This is a genomic window from Paenibacillus sp. BK033, from assembly GCF_004345425.1.
In the GTDB taxonomy this organism is placed as follows: Bacteria; Bacillota; Bacilli; order Paenibacillales; family Paenibacillaceae; genus Pristimantibacillus.
In genome coordinates this window covers 1,370,514-1,389,119 of sequence record NZ_SLVP01000001.1, presented here as the reverse complement: position 1 = coordinate 1,389,119, position 18,606 = coordinate 1,370,514, and the positions used below count along the sequence as shown (strand labels likewise).

Here is an 18,606-nt window from a genome sequence, read left to right as displayed (position 1 = left end):
ATCATCCCGGATGTGTGGCAATTCCTCCATTTTTGCACAGAAGCACACAGAGATATGTAAAAGGGCCAAAGAAAAGATTTTTTTAAAACGGAAGAAGCGCCCTTCCCAAGGAAAGGACGCGGCATCGTTAAGGGTGCAACAGACCGATAGTTAACTCTTGTTCCAGCTGCATCCCCGAGTATAATGAGGGATATAAAGGAACGAGGAGCATGCCAAATGGATAAACAAAAAGCCGTTCTGCTCGGACAATTTCTGAAATCGCGCAGGGAGAAAATGAAGCCTTCCGAAGCCGGTCTCCCTTCGGGTTACGGCAAACGAAGAACGCCCGGTCTCCGCCGCGAAGAGGTCGCTCAGCTTGCCCATGTCAGCACAACCTGGTATACCTGGCTCGAGCAAGGGCGGGCTTCCACCCCGTCGAGACAAGTGCTGGACAACGTCGCCCAGGCACTGAAGCTAAGCAAGAATGAGCATCTGCATATGCTTCACCTGGCAAACCTGGAGCTTCCGAATGCTATTACAGCCATGAAACAGCTGTCTCCGGATATCGAAAAGCTCATCGCTCAGCTGCCCTACCCTGCTTTCGTCGCGACTGAACGCACGGAGGTTCTAAGCTGGAACAATGCCGCCTGCCGGATCATTTTCGACTTCCCTTCGGTTCCCGCCGACGAACGCTGCATGGCCTGGCTGACGTTCACGGATCAGAACTTGCGCCGTTCCATGCCGGATTGGGAGGAATACGCCCAATATACGGCCGGCGTGCTTCGCGGACGCTACGAAAAAAACTTAAACGACCTGACCTTCCGCAAGCTGATTGACCGGCTGACGGCGGCAAGCCCGGAATTTCTCGAGCTATGGTCAACGCACGACATTATGGATAAGACCATTAAGACCATTCGTCTGCTTCATCCGGAAGCCGGGCTGCTCACCTTCAATATCAATACCTTCTCCCAAATCAACGGGGACAGCAGCACGCATTGCTGCGTATACATGCCAACGGAAGGAACCGGTACGCAAGAAAAAATGCAGCTGCTGCTAGACGGCTAGCGATTCGATTGCCGGGATCCCACTTCCAAAACCAATTTGCCCGTAGATTTTCTATCTTCGATTAGTCTATGGGCTTCTCCGGCTTCGTGCAGCGGCAGAACGCCTGTTACATCTACTTTCACCTTCCCGCCCGCCACCAAAGCCAGGGCCTTCCGCGCGGATTCGGCAACCAGCTGCGGCGCCGTCATACTCAACAGCTGCAGGTTAAAGCCGGATACGGTTTTGCTTGCAAACCATAATTCGTTCAGGGATTGCCTTACATCTTCCGCGTCGCTGGCATTCCCCATTGCGATTAATTTTCCGAGCGGCTTAAGCAGTCGCATCGAAGCTTCCCTCATCAGCCCGCCAACCGGATCAACCACAACGTCTACACCCTGTCCGCCCGTCCTCTCCGACACCAACGCCTCGAAATTCTCCCTCAGATAAACCTCGTCATAACCTAGGCCTTTCGCATAATCCAACTTATCGGCGCTTCCCACCGTTCCGATAACAAATCCGGCCCCAAGCGCCTTTGCGACCTGCCCGATTGCGCTGCCAACGCCTCCCGCAGCCGCGTGGACAAGCACCGTCTCGCCATGCCGCACGCGGGCCACCTGGGTAAGGATCATGTATGCCGTCGTTACATTCGACGGGAAAGCAGCCGCGCTCTCCATGCTGACTTGGCCACCCGCTTCACCAAGCGGGAATACCAGCTCTGCCGGCACTTTGACAACCTCCGCGTAACCGCCGCCGCCAACAATCGTTAAGGCTGCAACCTGCTGACCGGGACGGAAGCCCGTTACCTTCTCCCCTATCTCCCGAATCGTGCCCGAGACTTCGATTCCCGGTACGAATGGAAGAGGCAAATTCGGCACGCCGCCTTTTCGGAACAGCACCTCCGCATAGTTAACCCCTGCATAAGCTACATCTATCGTCACTTCTTCAGGTCCCGGCACGGGAGCCTTCAAATGGGTCATGGTCAATACTTCAGCATCGCCAAACCGCGGAATCATTAATGCACGCATATTAGCGCCTCCTTGTGCTTGAGTTCTCTTCCATTATGAAAAAAACAAAGGAAGTCAGCCAGTTGGCGGTTATACAGGTACCCGCAGTAACAGGCATCGCCGAACATAAGCAGCAAGGAACTGAAGCGATGCGATTCCGAATTCCAGTAAGCTTGAAATTCCCGAATCGGAACACCTGTCGCCCGGGAACCGTTACGAACCGGTAAAAGTCGCAGAGCATATTAAACGTTTTTTTCTTGACTTATAACAGAAAAAGCAACAAGAAAAACGGTCATGATATTTTGAAGAGAAACAATAGCAACAATTTCCCGCCTTCAAGCGTTAACCTTGCTAAGGGGGGAGAGCATGATCCGAATTCTTGTCATCTTAAGCGTTGCCTTTGCGTTTCTCGCGGGATGCGGCAAAGAGACGCTGAAGACTCAAATGCCCGAGAAAATGCCGGAGGATTTCCGATTCTCCGTCAGCTACGGATACGGCGAGGTAAATAAAAACGAAATCAACACGTACGCGGGAACCGTCACAAAGGATCTCGTCACGAAAGGGACGGCCACGGCAGCTTTGTCTTTCAGCGACGATGAGCTTCAATCCATTTATACCAAAATGAAAGACATTGCCGTCCTAGACGAGAAACAGTTCCCGCAAAAGGGTAACTGCTCGCAGACGCCAAGCAGCACCGACAGCTGGAAAATGACCGTTAACGGCGAGACGAAGACCTTGTCATGGACAAACGAGTATTGCGACATGACGAAGGATGCGCAGGATCTGCTTGAGCTGAGGAGTTACATCCAGAAGCTTGTGGAGGGAAAAGACGCCTATAAAGCCTTGCCCGCTGTTGAAGGCGGATATGATTAAACGGCATCCCTTGCGGGATGCCGTTTTTCTATTCCGATTATTTAGACCACTGCGAGAGCAGCAGCTTGGCTTGCGAGGTCAGATTTTTGACAGCGGCATCGGATACTTGATCCTTGCCGGAACGCTTGTCCAGCTGAGACAGGAATTTGCCTACAAAATCAGCGGCTTTGTCCCGGGCTCCCTTCCCGTATTGGTGCTGTGCCTGCTCCAGGGAATTGGCCAGCTGGCTGGCAATGACCCCTTTTACGCTGCCGTCGGCGATATAGCCTTCCAGCTTGGTTTGCAGGCTGCTTAACAGACCTGGAAGCGATGCATTCGGAACCGAAACATTGTTAAAGTTCGTATCCGATGCAAAATAGAAGCTTGTATACGATGGCTGGTTATACGCCGTATTTTGACGGGCAACCTCGGCTCTGTACTGCGGATCATGCATCAAGGTATACAGCTTCCGGTCGGTCAGCTCGGTACTCATATAAATTCGGATGGCACTGCTGTCCGTTGTACGTACAAGCAGCTCCTCTCGCCAGTCTCCGAAAATATCAGCCACAAGCGAAGGATTGCCCTTCGTATAGTTGTTGGTCAAGGTACCGGTTGCCGTCAGCAGTTTTCCCCGCTTCCAGTCATCGATGGTTGGCGTTACGTCGATAGCGCCATTAACGATTTGCGTCGTCATGTCCCCCGCCCATTTGATGCTCATATTCGTTCCCGGCGCTGAATTCCCCAGCTTCTGACCGTCCGCGCTCCAGAGCCCAACCGCCCATGTTTCCAGTCCAGGCCTTGCTGCATCCACATCCCCAATCATGCCTCGTCCCGTATCCTTGCCGGTATATCCGCCATACAACACTTTCCCGGTCTTCGCATCACGCAGCGAATAGCCGTAAGGGGCATAAGCTCCGCCTTCGTGAACCATAAAAATTTCAAGACCCGGACGGTTCGGATCGATGTCCGTCACATGCAAGGCATCACCGTGACCCAGTCTTGCCACCGCGCCGGGCGTTGCGCTTTGAGGAGGCATAACATCCATCGAGCTGTAGAGCAGACTGCCGTCGTGGTCAATCGTTGCGGAGCCGTATACGATCTCCTGCTTGCCGTCGCCGTCTACGTCAGCCGCGCTTAACGAGTGCGCGCCTTGGGTAGTAAGCGTGCCAAACTCTGGATCCGTACCGTCGCGGCCATGCGGCCCGTCATTGAACGGGTTCGTCATCGGTGTCCAGCCGCTGTCCACATACCAGTTCTCCTTCAGATGATGGCCGTCCCAACCATACGAGACGAGAGTCGATCGTGTGTAATAACCTCTGGCAAAAACGGCATACGGATTTTGACCGTCCAGGTAAGCAACGCCAGCGAGGAACCGGTCTACCCGGTTAGCCGGCTCGATCCGGCTCATCGCATAGTCGCCCCATAACAGCCCGTCATCCTCACGAAGCGTCTTGAACGGAATGGTCTCCAGCTCTTTGCCGGTCTCCCCTTCGAATACCGTCAAGTATTCCGGCCCGTCCACGATAAAGCCCTCGAATTCGCGCAGCTTGTTGTTTACGCTCCGGCTTGGCGCGTAGACATCCATGAAATAATCCGTCAGGCTGCGCGCATCCTCGAGGGACAGCGGATAGCTGTATTTCGGCGCAATGCCGAAAGCTTCCTCCAGCGTTTTGGGCCAGCTGCCGTTCTTCACCTCTTCCCGGTCGCTCCAGCCCATAAACAGGTTCACCACATGATCGTAATAGCCTTGCGCGCTGAGTCGGTAATCGTCTTCATTGCTGTAGCCGGCATCCAGATCCGCTTTCGGCATGGTAATATATTTCTCGGATTCGACCTTGCCGTCTGCTCCGTATTTCAGCACTTTCGTTCCCGGGGCGGTCTTGAACATCATTTCCGACTTGCCGTCCCCGTCAAAATCGTAAACCAGAAACTGCGTGTAATGCGCCCCGGAACGAATGTTAACGCCAAGGTCTACCCGGTACAGCAGCTTGCCTTCGAACGTGTAGCAATCGATATAGGTTTTGCCCGTATAGCCCCGCTGCGAGACATCCTTGGAATTGGAAGGCTCCCACTTGACGAAAAACTCGTACCGCCCGTCGCCGTCTACGTCCCCCACGCTCATATCGTTGGCGGAATACGTGTAAGCCTCGCCTTTTGGCGTAACCCCGTCCGCGGGCTTGTTCAGCTTCAGGTCATAATAAGCCTGTGCCCAAGGCTGAACGGCGGCGCTTTGATCGGTCTCTTTCCCGCCGGTTACCGCCGAAACGTAATACTTGGAAGCTGATGTTCCCCGCGGATCCAGATAATTGGTGCTGTCCGTAACGGTAGCAATCTGAACTCCGTCCCGGTAAACGTTAAATGCCGGTCCCGTTAAACCTTTATCCGTGCTGCCCGTTACCTCGTAGGATAAGAGCCTCCAGCTGATAAACACCCCTTCCGAAGTTGTGGCCGCCGCAAGTCCCCGGTCCAAATATTCTAATTGCACGCGTTCTTTGCCCCCTTGTTGGCTGACCGTGCCTTGCTCCGCAGAAGCTGCCCATGCGGAACCCGTCATCGTAAGGGATAAGGCGAGAACGCCAGCCATCATTGTTCGAATTGCTTTCTTGCTAGTTGCACGCTTTGCCATTACTAGTTCCTCCCGAAAAAAATAGATTTTGGATGCGCTTACAAAAGAAGCTGCCTCGATAACCCTCCTTTCTTCCTATTACAGATAAATACTGGAAATCACCCCTTCATTATAGTTGAGGGTCGAACATTTCCCATCCAAAAAACAGTGTATTTCTTTCAAAAAACCGACTTTATGGGCAGCATTCTTTGACTAGCCCGGCAATGATCATACTGGTATCCTGCATCCGGAGGATTGCTTTCCGAAGATGTAGTCCGTAAGATTCACCGCACTGGACTACCACTTGGATGCAAAAAAAAGCCCGCAACGGCTCAGAAAGCCGTTGCGGGCATAAACGCGATAATTGCAAGAAAAGGTTAAGCGTCCGCGGAGGATTGAAGGTCCGCAATCTGCTGATGAAGTCTGCCAAGCTGCTCGGTATCCGCTTCGTCAGACAAGGAAGTCTGCATGCCTTGCACGTAACGGGATAAATCGTCGGCTAAGGCAGCGCCAGTCTCCTCCGCGCATTGTCTCCACAGGCCGGTATACAAGCCGGACCAGCTGTCGATATGCTCGTTCATCCATGCATGCAGGGCGGGAGAAGCGGCCTCTTCCAGCTCTTTGCGAAGCTGTGCTTTACCGTCGCCTTCAAAGAATTGACGAGGAGATTTGAAGCGGCTCCACAGCCACTTGGCATCCACGCCGGACATTCTCCATTCCGCTACGGCGTCCGGAGTAGGAAGATCCTTTGCCGTATAAGCTGCGCTGCTGTAACCGGCAATCAGCGATTCCAGCTGCTCGGTCAAGTTCGCGTACAGCTTCTTGAGCAGGCTGTTCACCTTGCGATCCAAGCGAAGCGTTGTCGCCTGAAGCTCCTGGGACAGCTCGGTCTGCACCTGACGCTGGAGCTCGAGCCATGCGGTCCAGATCATTTTGCGCAAATCCCGGCCGTCATCCTGCAGCGTTGAAGGGTTAAACGCGTAATTGTAAAACTCCCCGAAGCGGAGCTGGATACGCTGCACGACGTAATACAGCAGCTCGTTCAGCTCTTGAAGCATTTGCGCCGGAGGATCGTTTTCCTGGAAGGTCCGGATCGATGCGTTCGCTTCGATCAACAGCTTGCCAAGGCGTTCGCTCTCCGCCTGGCGGGATGCGGCATCGCCCGCTGCGCTCTTCAGCCAGCCTGCCACCGTGGAAGCGGCTCTTGCAATCTCCTGCTCTGCCGCATCAACGGCCAGCTTGCCAAGGTCGTTCTGCACGAAGCCAAGGAAAGACTGCTCGAAAGCGCCGATACCCGATTGGGAAAGCAGCTCCGTATTGCCGTCCATCTTGGCATCCAGCCCTTGCAGACTGGACACCGGGAATAAGCGCGGATTACGGATGCCATGCTGAAGCAGGTTGGTCTCGACGTGGCTAAGCACGCCTTCAAGCTCCTCCGCATCGGCTGCCAGATCGGCCGCGTTGACGAGGAAGAACATTTTATCAAGCTCGAATTGATCCTTCACGCGTCCAAGCTGCATCAGGAACTGACGGTCGGCTTGCGAGAAGGCATGGTTATAGTAAGTGACGAACAGGACTGCGTCCGCGTTCTTGATGTAATTGAAGGCTACGCCCGTATGCCGGGCATTCACGGAATCTGCTCCCGGCGTATCCACAAGAACGATCCCTTGACGCGTCAGCGGGCAATCGTAATGAAGCTCGATCTCGCTGACGAAGCAGGAACGGGACTCCTCGGCTACAAACTTCTCGTATTCGTCCTGCGAAACCGAGATTTGGGTGCCAAGCAGCGCTTCATGCGCCTCCCAGCCTTTGCGGGCTGCGCGAAGGAAGCTGTAATGCGGACGTCCTCCGGCATGGATCGCATCCGGCGTCAACATGTCAATGGCAAGCATGATAGCCGATGCATTCGGCAAGGCGGATTCGGATGCGTCCTCGCCAAGCAGCGCCAGCGAATAGCGCAAATCTTCGATAATGGCGTCATGGGACTTCATGACGACAAGGGCAGTGCCATGCTCGTGCTCCGCCGTTGGCGGCACGAGGCGGTTGATCGCCGCGGTTGTCGGGTTTGGCGACACCGGCAGCACCGGCTCGCCAAGCAAAGCGTTCGCGAGCGAGGATTTGCCCGCGCTGAAGGCTCCGAACAGCGCGATGGTGAACCGGCTGTCCCGCAGCCGGTTGGCTTTATCGCGCATAGCGTCCGCGCTGGCGGTCAGCGGCGCGTAAGGCGCGAGCAGCGCAGCAGCGCGCTCGAGGCGCGCCGCGGCGCTATGCTGCTGCGCGAGCGCCGCGCCGCCGGCGAGCGCGGCGCTATGCTGCGGCGCCGCTGCGCGAGCGGCCGCGCGCTGCTGCGCTGGCGCGCCGGCGTTGCCGCTTGGCGCAGCAGCGGCGCTTGCCGCCGGCGCAGCCGCGTGCGCGGCGCTAGGCGCCGGCAGCGCCGGCCGCGGCGCGCGCGGCGGCAGCGCCGCGGCGAGCTGCGCCGCATGCGCGGACGCGCGCTGCGCCAGCGCCGCTAGCTGCGCGAGCGCGCCGGCTTGCTCGCCAAGCGCCGCTAGCTGCGCGGCTGCTTCATTCGCCGCGGCTGTGCTCGCGGCGGCAACATGCTGCGCAAGCACGTCGATGATATCGAACGCGTGCTTGCGGTAGATGAGCTTCACTTCCGCGGCAAGCTCGCGGCTGTAGACCATCGTATATTCATTGCCGAAGGTCGCCCCGGTATTTACTTTCTCGATAAGCCAATTCGGCTCAGGCTGCCAGGACAAGCCGGAGGTCAGCTCCTGCTCCATCCGGTCAGCCGGATAGCCGGCCTTCTCAGCCGCACGGCGCAGCAGGTCCTTCACATGCCAGTCAATGGCCGCATTCACCTGGGAGGCAAATTCCGTCCGGAACGTCTCCAGTCTGCGTTCCTGCTCGGCAGCCGTTTTCGCGCCGGCAAACAGCAGGCCGGTCTTGAACCCTGGCTTCCGGCTTTCCAGGAAGACATGCGCTTTATCCCGCAATGGCGCCGGGGTAATGATCGCGTTATCCAGAAGCGACTGGACGCTGCGGCGGAGCTCAACGCGAAGGCGCTCCGGCTCCTCCGCAAGACGGTTCTTCTCGGCTTCAAGCTGAGCCATCTCCGCCTTTACCTTGGCTGCCGCTTCCTCGCCTCCAGCTTCGGCAATCAGGCGTTCACGCTCCGGTTCATCCCGCAGGTCCCACCATTTTTTGTGCTCGGCCACCAGATGATGCAAGGACGCATCTACGCTGTAAGCCGCAAGGGGCACTCTCTCCGCTGCCAACTGGGACAGCAACAGCTCGAACTGCTCCCATTCCTGATGAGGATGATCCGGCTGCCGCAACGACAAATAAACGATTCCCGCCGGCTCCAGGTGCCAAGCTTGAAACGCTTCTTCCACGCTCTTCCGGTACTGCTCGAATGATAATTCACGGTCACGGTGCTTATCAATTTGATTTACGATAAAGTATAAGGGCTTGCCCCAGTCCTTCAATTGCTTCGCAAACGCAAAGTTAATCTCGGATTGGACATGGTTATAATCCATGACATAAAAAACGACATCCGCCAAATGAAGGGCAGATTCGGTCGACATTCTGTGAGCGTCATCCGTGGAATCAATACCGGGAGTATCTAGAAGCACCGTATGGTCGCCAAGGCGGCCGGTAGGATAATAAATGGATACGGATTCGATGTTCTCGCCGTCTTTGCAATACGCGTCCAGCTGCTCGAGCGGAATATCCACGCTGACGCGCTCTCCGTTCTTCACGCTTACGACGCTTGCCTTTGCCGTCTCGCCGCCGCGAATGGCTACGACGTTCGCGCTCGTAGGTATCGGGCTGGACGGAAGCAGCTGTGCTCCGCATAATCGGTTGACCAGAGTTGATTTGCCGGCCGAAAAATGTCCGCAAAATGCAACAGTAAGCCGGCCTTCGGCCAGCTTACTGTTCAACTCCAGTACTTGCTTTGCGTGCAGACTGTCGCCCGCCGACTGCATTTCCTCAGCGACAAGGGACAGTGCTTCTGTCATGCTTCGTACTGTCGTTTCCATCATGGTCTATACAGCTTCCTCTTCCGCAGGCAGGCAGATTTCGAATACGTTGCCGTGCTGCAAAATCATAATGTTGCGCTCTTTTTCCTTCATAACAACGACTTCAGGCTTTTGGCGCATACGCTCGATGTACTGATCCGGCACATCGCCGGAGCCGCTTACGGTAACGCCTTCTACCAGAATATCCTCGTTCTCTTGCGGAGGTGCTTCGAGGACCTGTTCAAAAATATCGGAGAACAGTTCAAAATTGTTTGTATACACGGAAATGCATTTCATCGTCATCATCCTTCACTGGCTTTTTTCGGTTTAGTTGCCTTGATTTTAGTTTTCGTTTGTCCACCCGGCTTCATGCGCTGTTTGCCTTCCTTGCACAGATCCAGCAGCGGGCATATCGGACATTGCGGGTTTTGTGCTTTGCAATGATAGCGGCCGAAAAAAATAAGCCGGTGATGGGTGAGCGTCCATTCCTCGCGGGGCACAAGCTTCATCAGCTTCTTTTCAACTTCCAGCACGGTATCATCCAGCTTAGCCACGCCAAGCCGTTTCGATACCCGCTCCACATGCGTATCTACGGCGATTGCGGGTACGCCAAACGCGTTCGAGACAACAACATTGGCTGTCTTTCGCCCAACGCCGGGCAGCTCCGTCAGCTGCTCATGCCTCTCGGGAACTTCCCCTTCGTATTTATCGATTAGGATGCGGCATAGCTTTTGAATATTAGATGCCTTACTGCGGAATAGTCCGATACGGCGAATATCCTGCTCCAGCTCTTCCAACGGCACAGCCAAATAATCCTCCGGCCGTTTGTATTTCTGAAACAGATTGACAGTGACTTTGTTCACCGTCTCATCCGTACATTGCGCCGACAGCAGGACGGCAATGGTCAGTTCGAACGGGTTGCTGTGATGCAATTCACAATGCGCATCCGGGAACATCTCCGCCAACGTATCCAATATATGTCGCATCTTCTGCTTCGCATTCATCGTCTCTCTCCTAATCCCAAACACTATCGTTCAAAGTGTAGCGAAATTTGTCACGAGAAGCAACCTTATTCGGCCGTAAATAAAGAAAAAACCGCCCTTTTGGACGGTATTTTCACAAAATATAAGAATTTAGGCCGAGATCTTTTTTAAATCCCGTTAATTTTTAACAGAAGCCTACGATTTTACGATTTTGAGTGCCGTATTATTGAAGGCATAAACCGTAATCGTATCTCCGTCTTTTAATGCGCTCACTTGGATGGACGCATTGTTATACAGGATTTTGGTGTTCGAAGTAATATAGGCAAAGTTGCCGTTATCCTCCGACGTATTTTTGTAGGTCCACAGGGTTGCGTTAGGAGCATCGTACTTCCAGTAAGTACGCTTGTCGCCGACTGCTACCGTAACAATCGTCTGCTCGTTCTCGTCCTTGTAAACTTGAATGATATCTCCCGCGGCTACCGCGGAAGACGAATAGGTGGTCTGAGTCCCTTTGATGACTTTTATGCCTTTCGAGAACGTTACCGTTGACGATGTGCCGTTAGGTTCGGTAACGGTCAGGCTGCTTGCCCCAACGGAGGAAACGGTGCCGTATTTCATCGTAATCGTCTTCACCGACTGGATGTTGCTGCCGATGTAAGGGACATTAATGATGGTGCCGCTAGTCAGAGCGCCCACCGTTAAAGCATTCCCATTCTCGTCCGTGATCGGAACATTGACCAGCGAGATGTCTTTTTGCGAGTTATCCGCCGCTTTCACCGTAACAAGCTTTGTAGAAGCGTTTGCGGACACAACCTGGTACTGCAAGGTTTTATGGACCTGAATCGTAGCTGCCTTCTCCTGGTTGGCATCCAGCAGCACGGTTACGGTATCTCCTGCCTGCAGGCTTCCGATTGTCGGCACGGCTACGCCGGGAATTTGGAGCAGCGGCGATACGTAAGGAATGGTTACCTTTTCGCCTGAATCGAGTTTAACGGACAGTAATTTATCCGTGGTATTTACCGATACCAGGCTGCCCGTCTGTTTGTAAATAAAGCTAAGCGAGATAATGTTTTTGCCGGAATACGTAATTTTCACTTTGCGGTTCGCAACCAAGTAAGATCTCGCCTGGCTCACTGTAATGGACGATCCATTGTAATCAATCTTGGTGGAATCCGTGAGGAACAAGGCATTCGCGTTCGATGTGGCAGGATCGTATAACGTAAGCAGCTTATTGTCGCCGCTGTAATTGACAACCGTAGCGGAATCCATCGTCGAGACGTTCCGGTTTACGACTTCAATGCGAGTCACCTGCTGTTCATCGTTCAAAGTAAGCTTGATATTATCAACTTCCTTGAGCAAATCGCTCACCGTAGGCGCATCGATACCGTTTATTACAACAGTCACGTTATCGGCCAGAAATTTGGATTGCAGAGTACCGTCTGCCAAATAATTGATCAGGCCGCTGCCTGCGGAATAAAATTGTCCGGTTACGGTATTAGCGCCAGTCTGTACTTCTGCCGTGATGGATACAACCTGGGGAGCCGTGCGGAAAGTATCCTGTACGATGGTCAGATTCGTATCGCGCTTTAGATCGGAAATTTGGAGCGTTTTGCCGTTGCTGTCTTTTACGGTAACCGCGCTGCTATACGTGAACTTCACAGGCTCGTCGTTCACCCAAGCGTAGAAATAACGGTCCGTCGTATTGATGCGGTCCAGCTTGGCGATTGTCGTTTTGACATGCTGCTCCGTGCCTTGCGTTTCCACATACAGCGCTTTGCCGGAGCCGCCGATCAGCGTAACGTCCGTATACAGCTTGATATCCCCCGCCGCAACGGCGTTATCGCTGTCTGCCGAATAGTACAAGGTATTGGAATCAAGCGTGTAAGTCGTTTCTTTCCCTTCGCTGTACAGCGTGATCGATGTGGCCGTCTGCGCTGTAACAATGCCGTTTACTTGCCCTTCATACGCCACTTGGTACTGCTTCTCCGCCCGGCTGAACAAGGTTGCAAGGCTCGCCCGGTTAACCGGAGCTTTCGGATCAAACTTCGTCGCGGATACTCCCTTTACCAGATCAAGCGATACGGCCGCGTTGACGTAGCCTAAATATTTTGCCGTGATCTGATTGCCGTCAGCGAATGTAGAAGCAGTCTTGCTTAGATCATCCGCCAAAGCTTTTTTATCGATAGCTCTCACCATGAGCTTGGTTACCCATTCGCGAGTTGCCGGAGTTGTCCCCCATGTCGCTTTAGGATTTGCGGCCGCGTTGGCATACTCCTCGTTCTGATCCAGCAATCCGTGTTTGAAAGCTACAATAATATAAGGCTTTGCATAGTTGCTCACTTTAAAGGAATCGGGGTAGGCCACAATATCATCCGGATTTACTTCATCTTCTAGTCCGGCGAAGCGCAGCGCCATAACGACGGCCTCTTCTTGGGAAACGCTTTTTAGAGGGCGGAATTCCGTGGAACCGCTCGACGTTTTATATCCGTTAATAATGCCTTGAAGCGCCAGCTTCGAAACATGTTTCTGCGCCCATGCAGGGATCGTGTCAGCAAAAATGCTGGTCGATACTGCTGCAAATGCAGATGGAGCCGGCACTGAGATGGAGGTGCCACCGGCAAGCAAGGAGAACGCTAGAGCGCCGGCAATAAGTTTGGAACGGGACGAATGCATTGGCATGATTGAATAATCCTCCTCAATTCAATTGTTTGATACTAGGAATGACGAACCGTTGGATGGTCGAGGTCAAAGTGACCCATTAGGCTCTCCAGCGCTTTGCCGTCAACCAGAAGATCATAAGATTGCACAAAATCAAACTGGAACAATGTCTGACCAAGGGAATCCAGCAGCATTTGCTCTCCCGGTGCGCCAAGACGCGCGGTATCCGGCAGCTCAATATCGATTGTTACCGCATTATCCTTAAGCGTCACGGATTTGATCGGGATAGGCTTCCATAAATTCACCGTGTCTTCAGGACCGTCCTGCTGCAAAGCAGTTAATGCCTGCTTAATCAGATCTTCATTCGAGCTCGATTTCACTTGAACGTCCTTTGATACCATCTTCTCTAGCTCTGTATCGGAATAATAGATTTTAACCGTTGTTTCTTGTTCCGCCTGTACGGTCGGTTCCACGGACGGATCAGGAGTCGCCGTCGGCTCCGTTGTTGCGGGCGCTTCTATCGTTGGGCTTGGAGAAGGCGCATTGCCGCTTACTTCATTTCCGGACTGCCCGAGTGGTTTGTTCGTATTTCCGCATGCTGCTGCAGTCAGAATGACCGCAAATAATAATAGAATAATTGCCGGTTTGCGCACGATCGAATTCCTCGCTTTCTCAAGGTGAAACCGCCTTCGCCGCACTTAGACGGCAAGCTTGTTTCATTCCGGTGAGTTCTAAGCCCTTATCTAAGAGAGACGAATAAATTCTTAGAATCTAGGAAAGTTTCAGGTACTCCTTAATTCCAGCTACGATTTCCGCTGCCATTTTATTTTGCGCTGCATCGCTGTAGAGGATGTCGGAGTCGCCTTTATTGGATAAAAATCCGGTTTCGAGCAAAATAGCAGGCATCGTCGTTTCTCTCGTTACATGCAGGTTTCCGTATTTTACGCCGCGGTCCTTAAGGCCGGTAGCCTTCACGAGATGTTTGTGAATCACATTCGCAAGCGCTTTACTGCTGTCGCGCGTGTAGTAGGTTTCCGTTCCGGTTACGCTCGAAGTGGGGTTGCTGTTCCCATGAATCGAAATGAAAATATCCGCCTTGTTGTTCTTGGCGAACGTTACGCGGTCTGCAAGCGTTACGAATTTATCCTCCGGTCTGCTGAGCAGCGGCTTGATATTTTTTTCTTTGTCCAGCAAAGCTTTGACTTTGAGCGAGATGGCAAGATTCACTTCCTTCTCCCAACGCCCGTTGATGCTTTGCGCGCCCGGATCGGTTCCGCCGTGACCGGCATCGATAACAACGTTATAGACTTTATTGCCGGGATCCGTTGTAACGGGAGGAGGAGTCGTTTCCACGGGCGGCGGCGTAGTTGCCGGATCCGTAAGGCTAACCGTTAATACCCCCGCTCCGTTATCTTGAACCAATGCGTCCGCATCCGTATTCAAATCCAGCACTAGTCTAGCGGTAGCCGGATTCGTAGAGAATAGCGAATAACGGAACATGGAGATGTACGGATTATCCGCTACGGGAATCCTTGTTTCCGCACCGTTGAATTGAGAGGACATGACATCCGAGTAAGTCGTGTTCGGGAAATCGATAACGATACGACCCGGGTTGTCCAGCTTAAACGGTTTATTCGCCGTTACTTTACCGTCATAGTTGATGATAATGCCGAAGCTGCTGTCGTATTGAACGGAAGTGATTGAACCTGTCTGGCCGGGATCCGGCGTATTCGAAGGTTCTTCGGGGTCCGCTGCTTTGTACAAATAGACGGACTGCGACGGTTGATCCCATTTCACCGTTAATCCAAGCTGTTCGCTGACGAAACGGATTGGAATCATCGTTGTTCTGCCCTTCTGCAGCTTGGCAGACATGTCCATTTGCACCTTGTTGTTGTTGACGAGTGCAATGTTGTTGTCAATGGTAAGTACAATTTCGTTCTGATCGTTATGTATGGTGACTGTCTTTGTAGCTGCCGCCCAATTCACTTCATAGCCCATGTTCTCGGACACGACCCTGATTGGGACGAGCGTAAAATTGTTGACGATCTGCGGATCGTCAAAAGGCTTAAGCAATTGGTCGTTCAGATAAAGCTTTGGGACGACTGGCGTTGTTGCAGCTTGTCCCACTCCGGTGAACAAAGTAAACAGAACCGCCATAAACAACAAAATAGGTACAAACTTCTTCTTCATTTTCCACCTCGATGACTGAAATTGCCTGCATCGAATGGGAGATCATTCGACTTTGCTAGACGATTAAATAGACGCATTTTGTCAGAAAAAGTTGCGTATAGAGGAAAAAAGAGGACAACTCTTCTTTATCCGAAGAGCTGCCCTCTTTTCAAAGCTATCTATTAACCCAAGTAGGCAGGACGCTTTTGTTCGTAAGCCGTAATTTTGTCTTCGTGCTGAAGCGTCAGGCCGATATCGTCCAGACCAAGCAGCAGGAACTGGCGGCGGTGCTCGTCAAGATCGAAAGAAAGATCAAGTCCGTATTCGTCAGTCAGCTTTTTGTTCTCAAGATCAACGGACAGCTTGTAGCCCTCATGCTTCGCGGTGCGTTGGAACAGGTCTTCGACTTGCTCTTCGCTCAGCTTGATCGGCAGAATGCCGTTCTTGAAGCAGTTGTTGTAGAAAATGTCCGCATACGAAGGCGCGATAACAACCTTGAAGCCGTAGTCCAAAATCGCCCAAGGAGCATGCTCACGGGAGGAGCCGCAGCCAAAATTCGCGCGGGAGATCAGAACGGAAGCGCCTTGATAGCGCGGTTTGTTTGGTTCGAAATCGGCGTTGATTTCACCGTTTTCGTGAAAGCGCCATTCGAAGAACAGGAATTGGCCAAAGCCGCTGCGCTCGATGCGTTTCAGGAATTGTTTAGGAATAATAGCGTCCGTGTCGACATTCACGCGGTCGACCGGGGCAACGATGCCCGTAAGTTGTTTAAAAGCTTCCATGTCGGTAATACCCCTCTCTCACACGTTCAATTAGTTCAACACTTCGGATTTGATTTTCCAGTCGCGCACGTCCGTAAAGCGTCCGTTGATTGCGGCAGCCGCAGCCATTGCCGGCGATACGAGATGCGTACGTCCGCCCCGGCCTTGACGGCCTTCAAAGTTACGGTTGGACGTCGATGCGCAGCGTTGGCCCGGCTGCAGGACGTCAGGGTTCATCGCAAGGCACATCGAGCAGCCTGCTTCGCGCCATTCAAAACCGGCTTCCGTAAATACTTTGTCGAGGCCTTCTTTTTCGGCTTGCAGCTTAACGCGTCCGGAGCCCGGAACAACGATAGCCGTTACTTTCTCGCTTACTTTGTACCCGCGTGCGATTTCCGCCGCAGCGCGAAGGTCTTCGATACGGCCGTTTGTGCAGGAACCGATAAAGACGTAGTCGATTTCGATTTCGGACATTGGCGTACCCGGCTTCAAGTCCATATATTCAAGCGCTTTTTCAGCTGCTTTGCGTTCGTTTTCCGTTGGCAGATCTTTCGGGAACGGTACGGAAGAAGTGATGTCCGTGCCCATGCCCGGGGAAGTGCCCCAAGTGACTTGCGGGATCAGCGAATCAACGTCGAATTCAACCACGGTATCGTAAGCCGCGCCTTCGTCCGTTGTGAGCTGCTTCCAGTCTTCTACGGCTTCGTCGTAGTTGGCAGGAGCGTACTCGCGGCCTCTCAGGTAGTTGAACGTTGTTTCGTCAGGTGCGATCAGACCTGCGCGCGCGCCGCCTTCGATCGACATGTTGCAGACGGTCATACGCTCTTCCATAGTCAGGGAGCGGATAGCTTCGCCCGTGTACTCGATAACATAGCCGGTAGCGAAGTCCGTGCCGTATTTGGCGATAACGCCGAGGATCAAGTCCTTCGCGGTTACGCCTGGTTTGCGGGAACCGATGAAGCGAACTTCCATTGTTTTTGGCTTTGCTTGCTGCAAGCATTGCGTCGCCATAACGTGCTCAACCTCGGAAGTACCGATACCGAACGCCAGAGCGCCAAACGCGCCGTGGGTCGAAGTGTGGCTGTCGCCGCAAACGATTGTCTTGCCCGGGTAAGTCAAGCCGATTTCAGGACCCATAACGTGCACGACGCCTTGGTCGAGGTTGTGCAGGTCGAACAGCTTTACGCCGAAGTCCGCGCAGTTTTGCGTCAGCGTATCGATCTGTTGTTTGGAGATCGGGTCTTTAATATTGAAGCGGTCCTTGGTAGGAACGTTGTGGTCCATTGTCGCGAAAGTCAGGTCGGGACGGCGAACTTTGCGGTTCGACATGCGGAGTCCTTCGAAGGCTTGCGGCGAAGTTACCTCGTGTACCAGATGAAGGTCGATGTAAATGATGCTTGGTTTGCCCTCTTCTTGATGAATGACGTGCTTATCCCAGATTTTCTCAAACAGTGTTCTTTTCGTCATTATGTTCACCCCATCGTTCAAGCGAATAATCGCTTTGCTCTATTAGATGTTACTAGCATAGCACCTCCTTCTTGATTCAACAAAGATATAATATCTATAATGGTTATAGGCAATAGCTATAAAAGATCGATAACTATTCTCATTTGGACTATAAGGGGAATGCTGGAATGGAACTTAGACAACTTCAGTACGTGATTCAAATCGCAATCGAGAAAAATTTTTCGCGCGCTGCCGAGAAGCTGCATATTGCGCAGCCTTCCCTCAGCCAGCAGCTATCCAAGCTGGAGCAGGAGCTAGGCGTCCTGCTGTTCCGCCGCACGACGAATTCCGTTGAGCTGACGCAAGCCGGTCAGGTCTTCGTGGATAAATCGCAGTCGATTCTGGATGCCATCGAGCAGTTAAAGCAAGAGATGGACGATATGGCTCAGATGAAGCGAGGCCGTCTTGTCGTAGGAACGCTGCCAATTACAGGATCGCATATCCTGCCGCTTGTTCTTCCGGTATTCGGAGAGCTCTATCCGCAGATCGAGGTTATATTAGTGGAAGACACAACCGTCAAGCTGGAGCAGCTTACGGCTAACGGGGGGACGGATTTAAGCCTGCTTACTCTCCCTCTCGTCGATCAGACGCTGGAATGGGAACCGCTTATGGAGGAAGAAATTTGCCTGGCCGTTCCACCCAGCCATCGCCTGGCCGGACGCACCGACGAGATTTCGATCGAGGAGCTGCGGGACGAGCCTTTTGTCGGCCTGAAGAAAGGACAGGGCTTCCGCCAGATTCTCGTGCATCTATGCCAACAGGCCGGTTTTACGCCTAACATCGTGTTTGAGAGCAGTAATATTGAGACGGTTCAGTCGCTTATTGCGGGCGGGATGGGCATTACGTTTGTTCCGAAAATGCTCACCCGGGCCGCGGGCGGCGATTTTGTCCCCGCTTACTTAACGCTCAAGGGCCGTCCTTCGCGCACCTTGATTATCGCCAGCCGCAAAGGACGTTATTTGTCCAAGGCGGCCGTGGCGTTTATTGAAACGATGAACAAAACGATCAGCCAATATAAGTAGT

Annotated in this window: 13 protein-coding genes; 3 read left to right on the top strand and 10 right to left on the bottom strand. The window is 53.1% G+C overall.

The window, feature by feature from the left end; translation table 11 throughout:
* The first annotated feature begins 216 nt into the window (after positions 1-216).
* Positions 217-1,044, top strand: a complete 828-nt coding sequence (locus EV294_RS06305; RefSeq protein WP_165930586.1) for a helix-turn-helix transcriptional regulator — start codon at positions 217-219, stop codon at positions 1,042-1,044.
* Here the strand turns inward: EV294_RS06305 and EV294_RS06300 are convergent.
* Positions 1,041-2,048 (bottom strand): quinone oxidoreductase family protein, encoded by a 1,008-nt coding sequence (locus EV294_RS06300; RefSeq protein ID WP_132304833.1) that lies wholly within the window; start codon positions 2,046-2,048, stop codon positions 1,041-1,043. The two genes, EV294_RS06305 and EV294_RS06300, sit on opposite strands and share 4 nt — an antisense overlap.
* A gap of 345 nt (positions 2,049-2,393) precedes the next feature.
* Between EV294_RS06300 and EV294_RS06295 the strand changes: the two genes are divergently transcribed.
* Positions 2,394-2,900 carry a hypothetical protein gene (locus EV294_RS06295; protein ID WP_132304831.1) on the top strand — a complete coding sequence of 169 codons (507 nt, stop codon included), beginning with the start codon at positions 2,394-2,396 and terminating at the stop codon, positions 2,898-2,900.
* A 37-nt stretch (positions 2,901-2,937) separates the two neighbouring features.
* Here the strand turns inward: EV294_RS06295 and EV294_RS06290 are convergent, their stop codons facing one another.
* The 9 genes from EV294_RS06290 to leuC all read right to left on the bottom strand — a co-directional run bounded on the left by EV294_RS06290 (position 2,938) and on the right by leuC (position 17,544).
* Positions 2,938-5,505 (bottom strand): rhamnogalacturonan lyase, encoded by a 2,568-nt coding sequence (locus EV294_RS06290; protein ID WP_132304829.1) that lies wholly within the window; start codon positions 5,503-5,505, stop codon positions 2,938-2,940.
* 356 nt (positions 5,506-5,861) lie between these two features.
* Positions 5,862-9,530: a dynamin family protein gene (locus tag EV294_RS06285; RefSeq protein WP_132304827.1), complete on the bottom strand. Its 3,669-nt coding sequence runs from the start codon at positions 9,528-9,530 to the stop codon at positions 5,862-5,864.
* A gap of 3 nt (positions 9,531-9,533) precedes the next feature.
* The gene (locus EV294_RS06280) at positions 9,534-9,803 is read right to left on the bottom strand and encodes an NAD/NADP transhydrogenase alpha subunit (RefSeq protein ID WP_127494012.1); all 270 of its coding nucleotides are present in this window, start codon (positions 9,801-9,803) and stop codon (positions 9,534-9,536) included.
* A 5-nt stretch (positions 9,804-9,808) separates the two neighbouring features.
* On the bottom strand, positions 9,809-10,510 hold the full coding sequence (gene nth / locus EV294_RS06275; RefSeq protein ID WP_132304825.1) for an endonuclease III: 702 nt from the start codon (positions 10,508-10,510) through the stop codon (positions 9,809-9,811).
* A 174-nt stretch (positions 10,511-10,684) separates the two neighbouring features.
* Entirely contained in the window at positions 10,685-13,168 is a 2,484-nt protein-coding gene (locus EV294_RS06270; protein ID WP_132304823.1) for an S-layer homology domain-containing protein, read from the bottom strand.
* A gap of 35 nt (positions 13,169-13,203) precedes the next feature.
* Positions 13,204-13,800, bottom strand: coding sequence for a GerMN domain-containing protein (locus EV294_RS06265; RefSeq protein ID WP_132304821.1), 597 nt, complete (start codon positions 13,798-13,800; stop codon positions 13,204-13,206).
* A gap of 118 nt (positions 13,801-13,918) precedes the next feature.
* A complete protein-coding gene (locus EV294_RS06260; protein ID WP_132304819.1) occupies positions 13,919-15,337 on the bottom strand; it encodes an N-acetylmuramoyl-L-alanine amidase family protein in 1,419 nt (472 codons plus the stop codon).
* 161 nt (positions 15,338-15,498) lie between these two features.
* Complete coding sequence (leuD, locus tag EV294_RS06255) at positions 15,499-16,098, bottom strand: 3-isopropylmalate dehydratase small subunit (protein ID WP_132304817.1); 600 nt, start codon at positions 16,096-16,098, stop codon at positions 15,499-15,501.
* A gap of 30 nt (positions 16,099-16,128) precedes the next feature.
* A complete protein-coding gene (gene leuC, locus EV294_RS06250) occupies positions 16,129-17,544 on the bottom strand; it encodes a 3-isopropylmalate dehydratase large subunit (protein WP_132304815.1) in 1,416 nt (471 codons plus the stop codon).
* Positions 17,545-17,711: 167 nt separating this feature from the next.
* Between leuC and EV294_RS06245 the strand changes: the two genes are divergently transcribed.
* Positions 17,712-18,605: a LysR family transcriptional regulator gene (locus tag EV294_RS06245; protein WP_132304813.1), complete on the top strand. Its 894-nt coding sequence runs from the start codon at positions 17,712-17,714 to the stop codon at positions 18,603-18,605.
* Position 18,606 lies beyond the last annotated feature (1 nt).

What these genes read in the sequence shown, in the direction of transcription:
- EV294_RS06305 (WP_165930586.1), top strand. Translation starts at nt 217, where the DNA reads ATGGATAAACAAAAAGCCGTTCTGCTCGGACAATTTCTGAAATCGCGC.
- EV294_RS06300 (WP_132304833.1), bottom strand. Translation starts at nt 2,048, where the DNA reads ATGCGTGCATTAATGATTCCGCGGTTTGGCGATGCTGAAGTATTGACC.
- EV294_RS06295 (WP_132304831.1), top strand. Translation starts at nt 2,394, where the DNA reads ATGATCCGAATTCTTGTCATCTTAAGCGTTGCCTTTGCGTTTCTCGCG.
- EV294_RS06290 (WP_132304829.1), bottom strand. Translation starts at nt 5,505, where the DNA reads ATGGCAAAGCGTGCAACTAGCAAGAAAGCAATTCGAACAATGATGGCT.
- EV294_RS06285 (WP_132304827.1), bottom strand. Translation starts at nt 9,530, where the DNA reads ATGATGGAAACGACAGTACGAAGCATGACAGAAGCACTGTCCCTTGTC.
- EV294_RS06280 (WP_127494012.1), bottom strand. Translation starts at nt 9,803, where the DNA reads ATGAAATGCATTTCCGTGTATACAAACAATTTTGAACTGTTCTCCGAT.
- nth (WP_132304825.1), bottom strand. Translation starts at nt 10,510, where the DNA reads ATGAATGCGAAGCAGAAGATGCGACATATATTGGATACGTTGGCGGAG.
- EV294_RS06270 (WP_132304823.1), bottom strand. Translation starts at nt 13,168, where the DNA reads ATGCCAATGCATTCGTCCCGTTCCAAACTTATTGCCGGCGCTCTAGCG.
- EV294_RS06260 (WP_132304819.1), bottom strand. Translation starts at nt 15,337, where the DNA reads ATGAAGAAGAAGTTTGTACCTATTTTGTTGTTTATGGCGGTTCTGTTT.
- leuD (WP_132304817.1), bottom strand. Translation starts at nt 16,098, where the DNA reads ATGGAAGCTTTTAAACAACTTACGGGCATCGTTGCCCCGGTCGACCGC.
- leuC (WP_132304815.1), bottom strand. Translation starts at nt 17,544, where the DNA reads ATGACGAAAAGAACACTGTTTGAGAAAATCTGGGATAAGCACGTCATT.
- EV294_RS06245 (WP_132304813.1), top strand. Translation starts at nt 17,712, where the DNA reads ATGGAACTTAGACAACTTCAGTACGTGATTCAAATCGCAATCGAGAAA.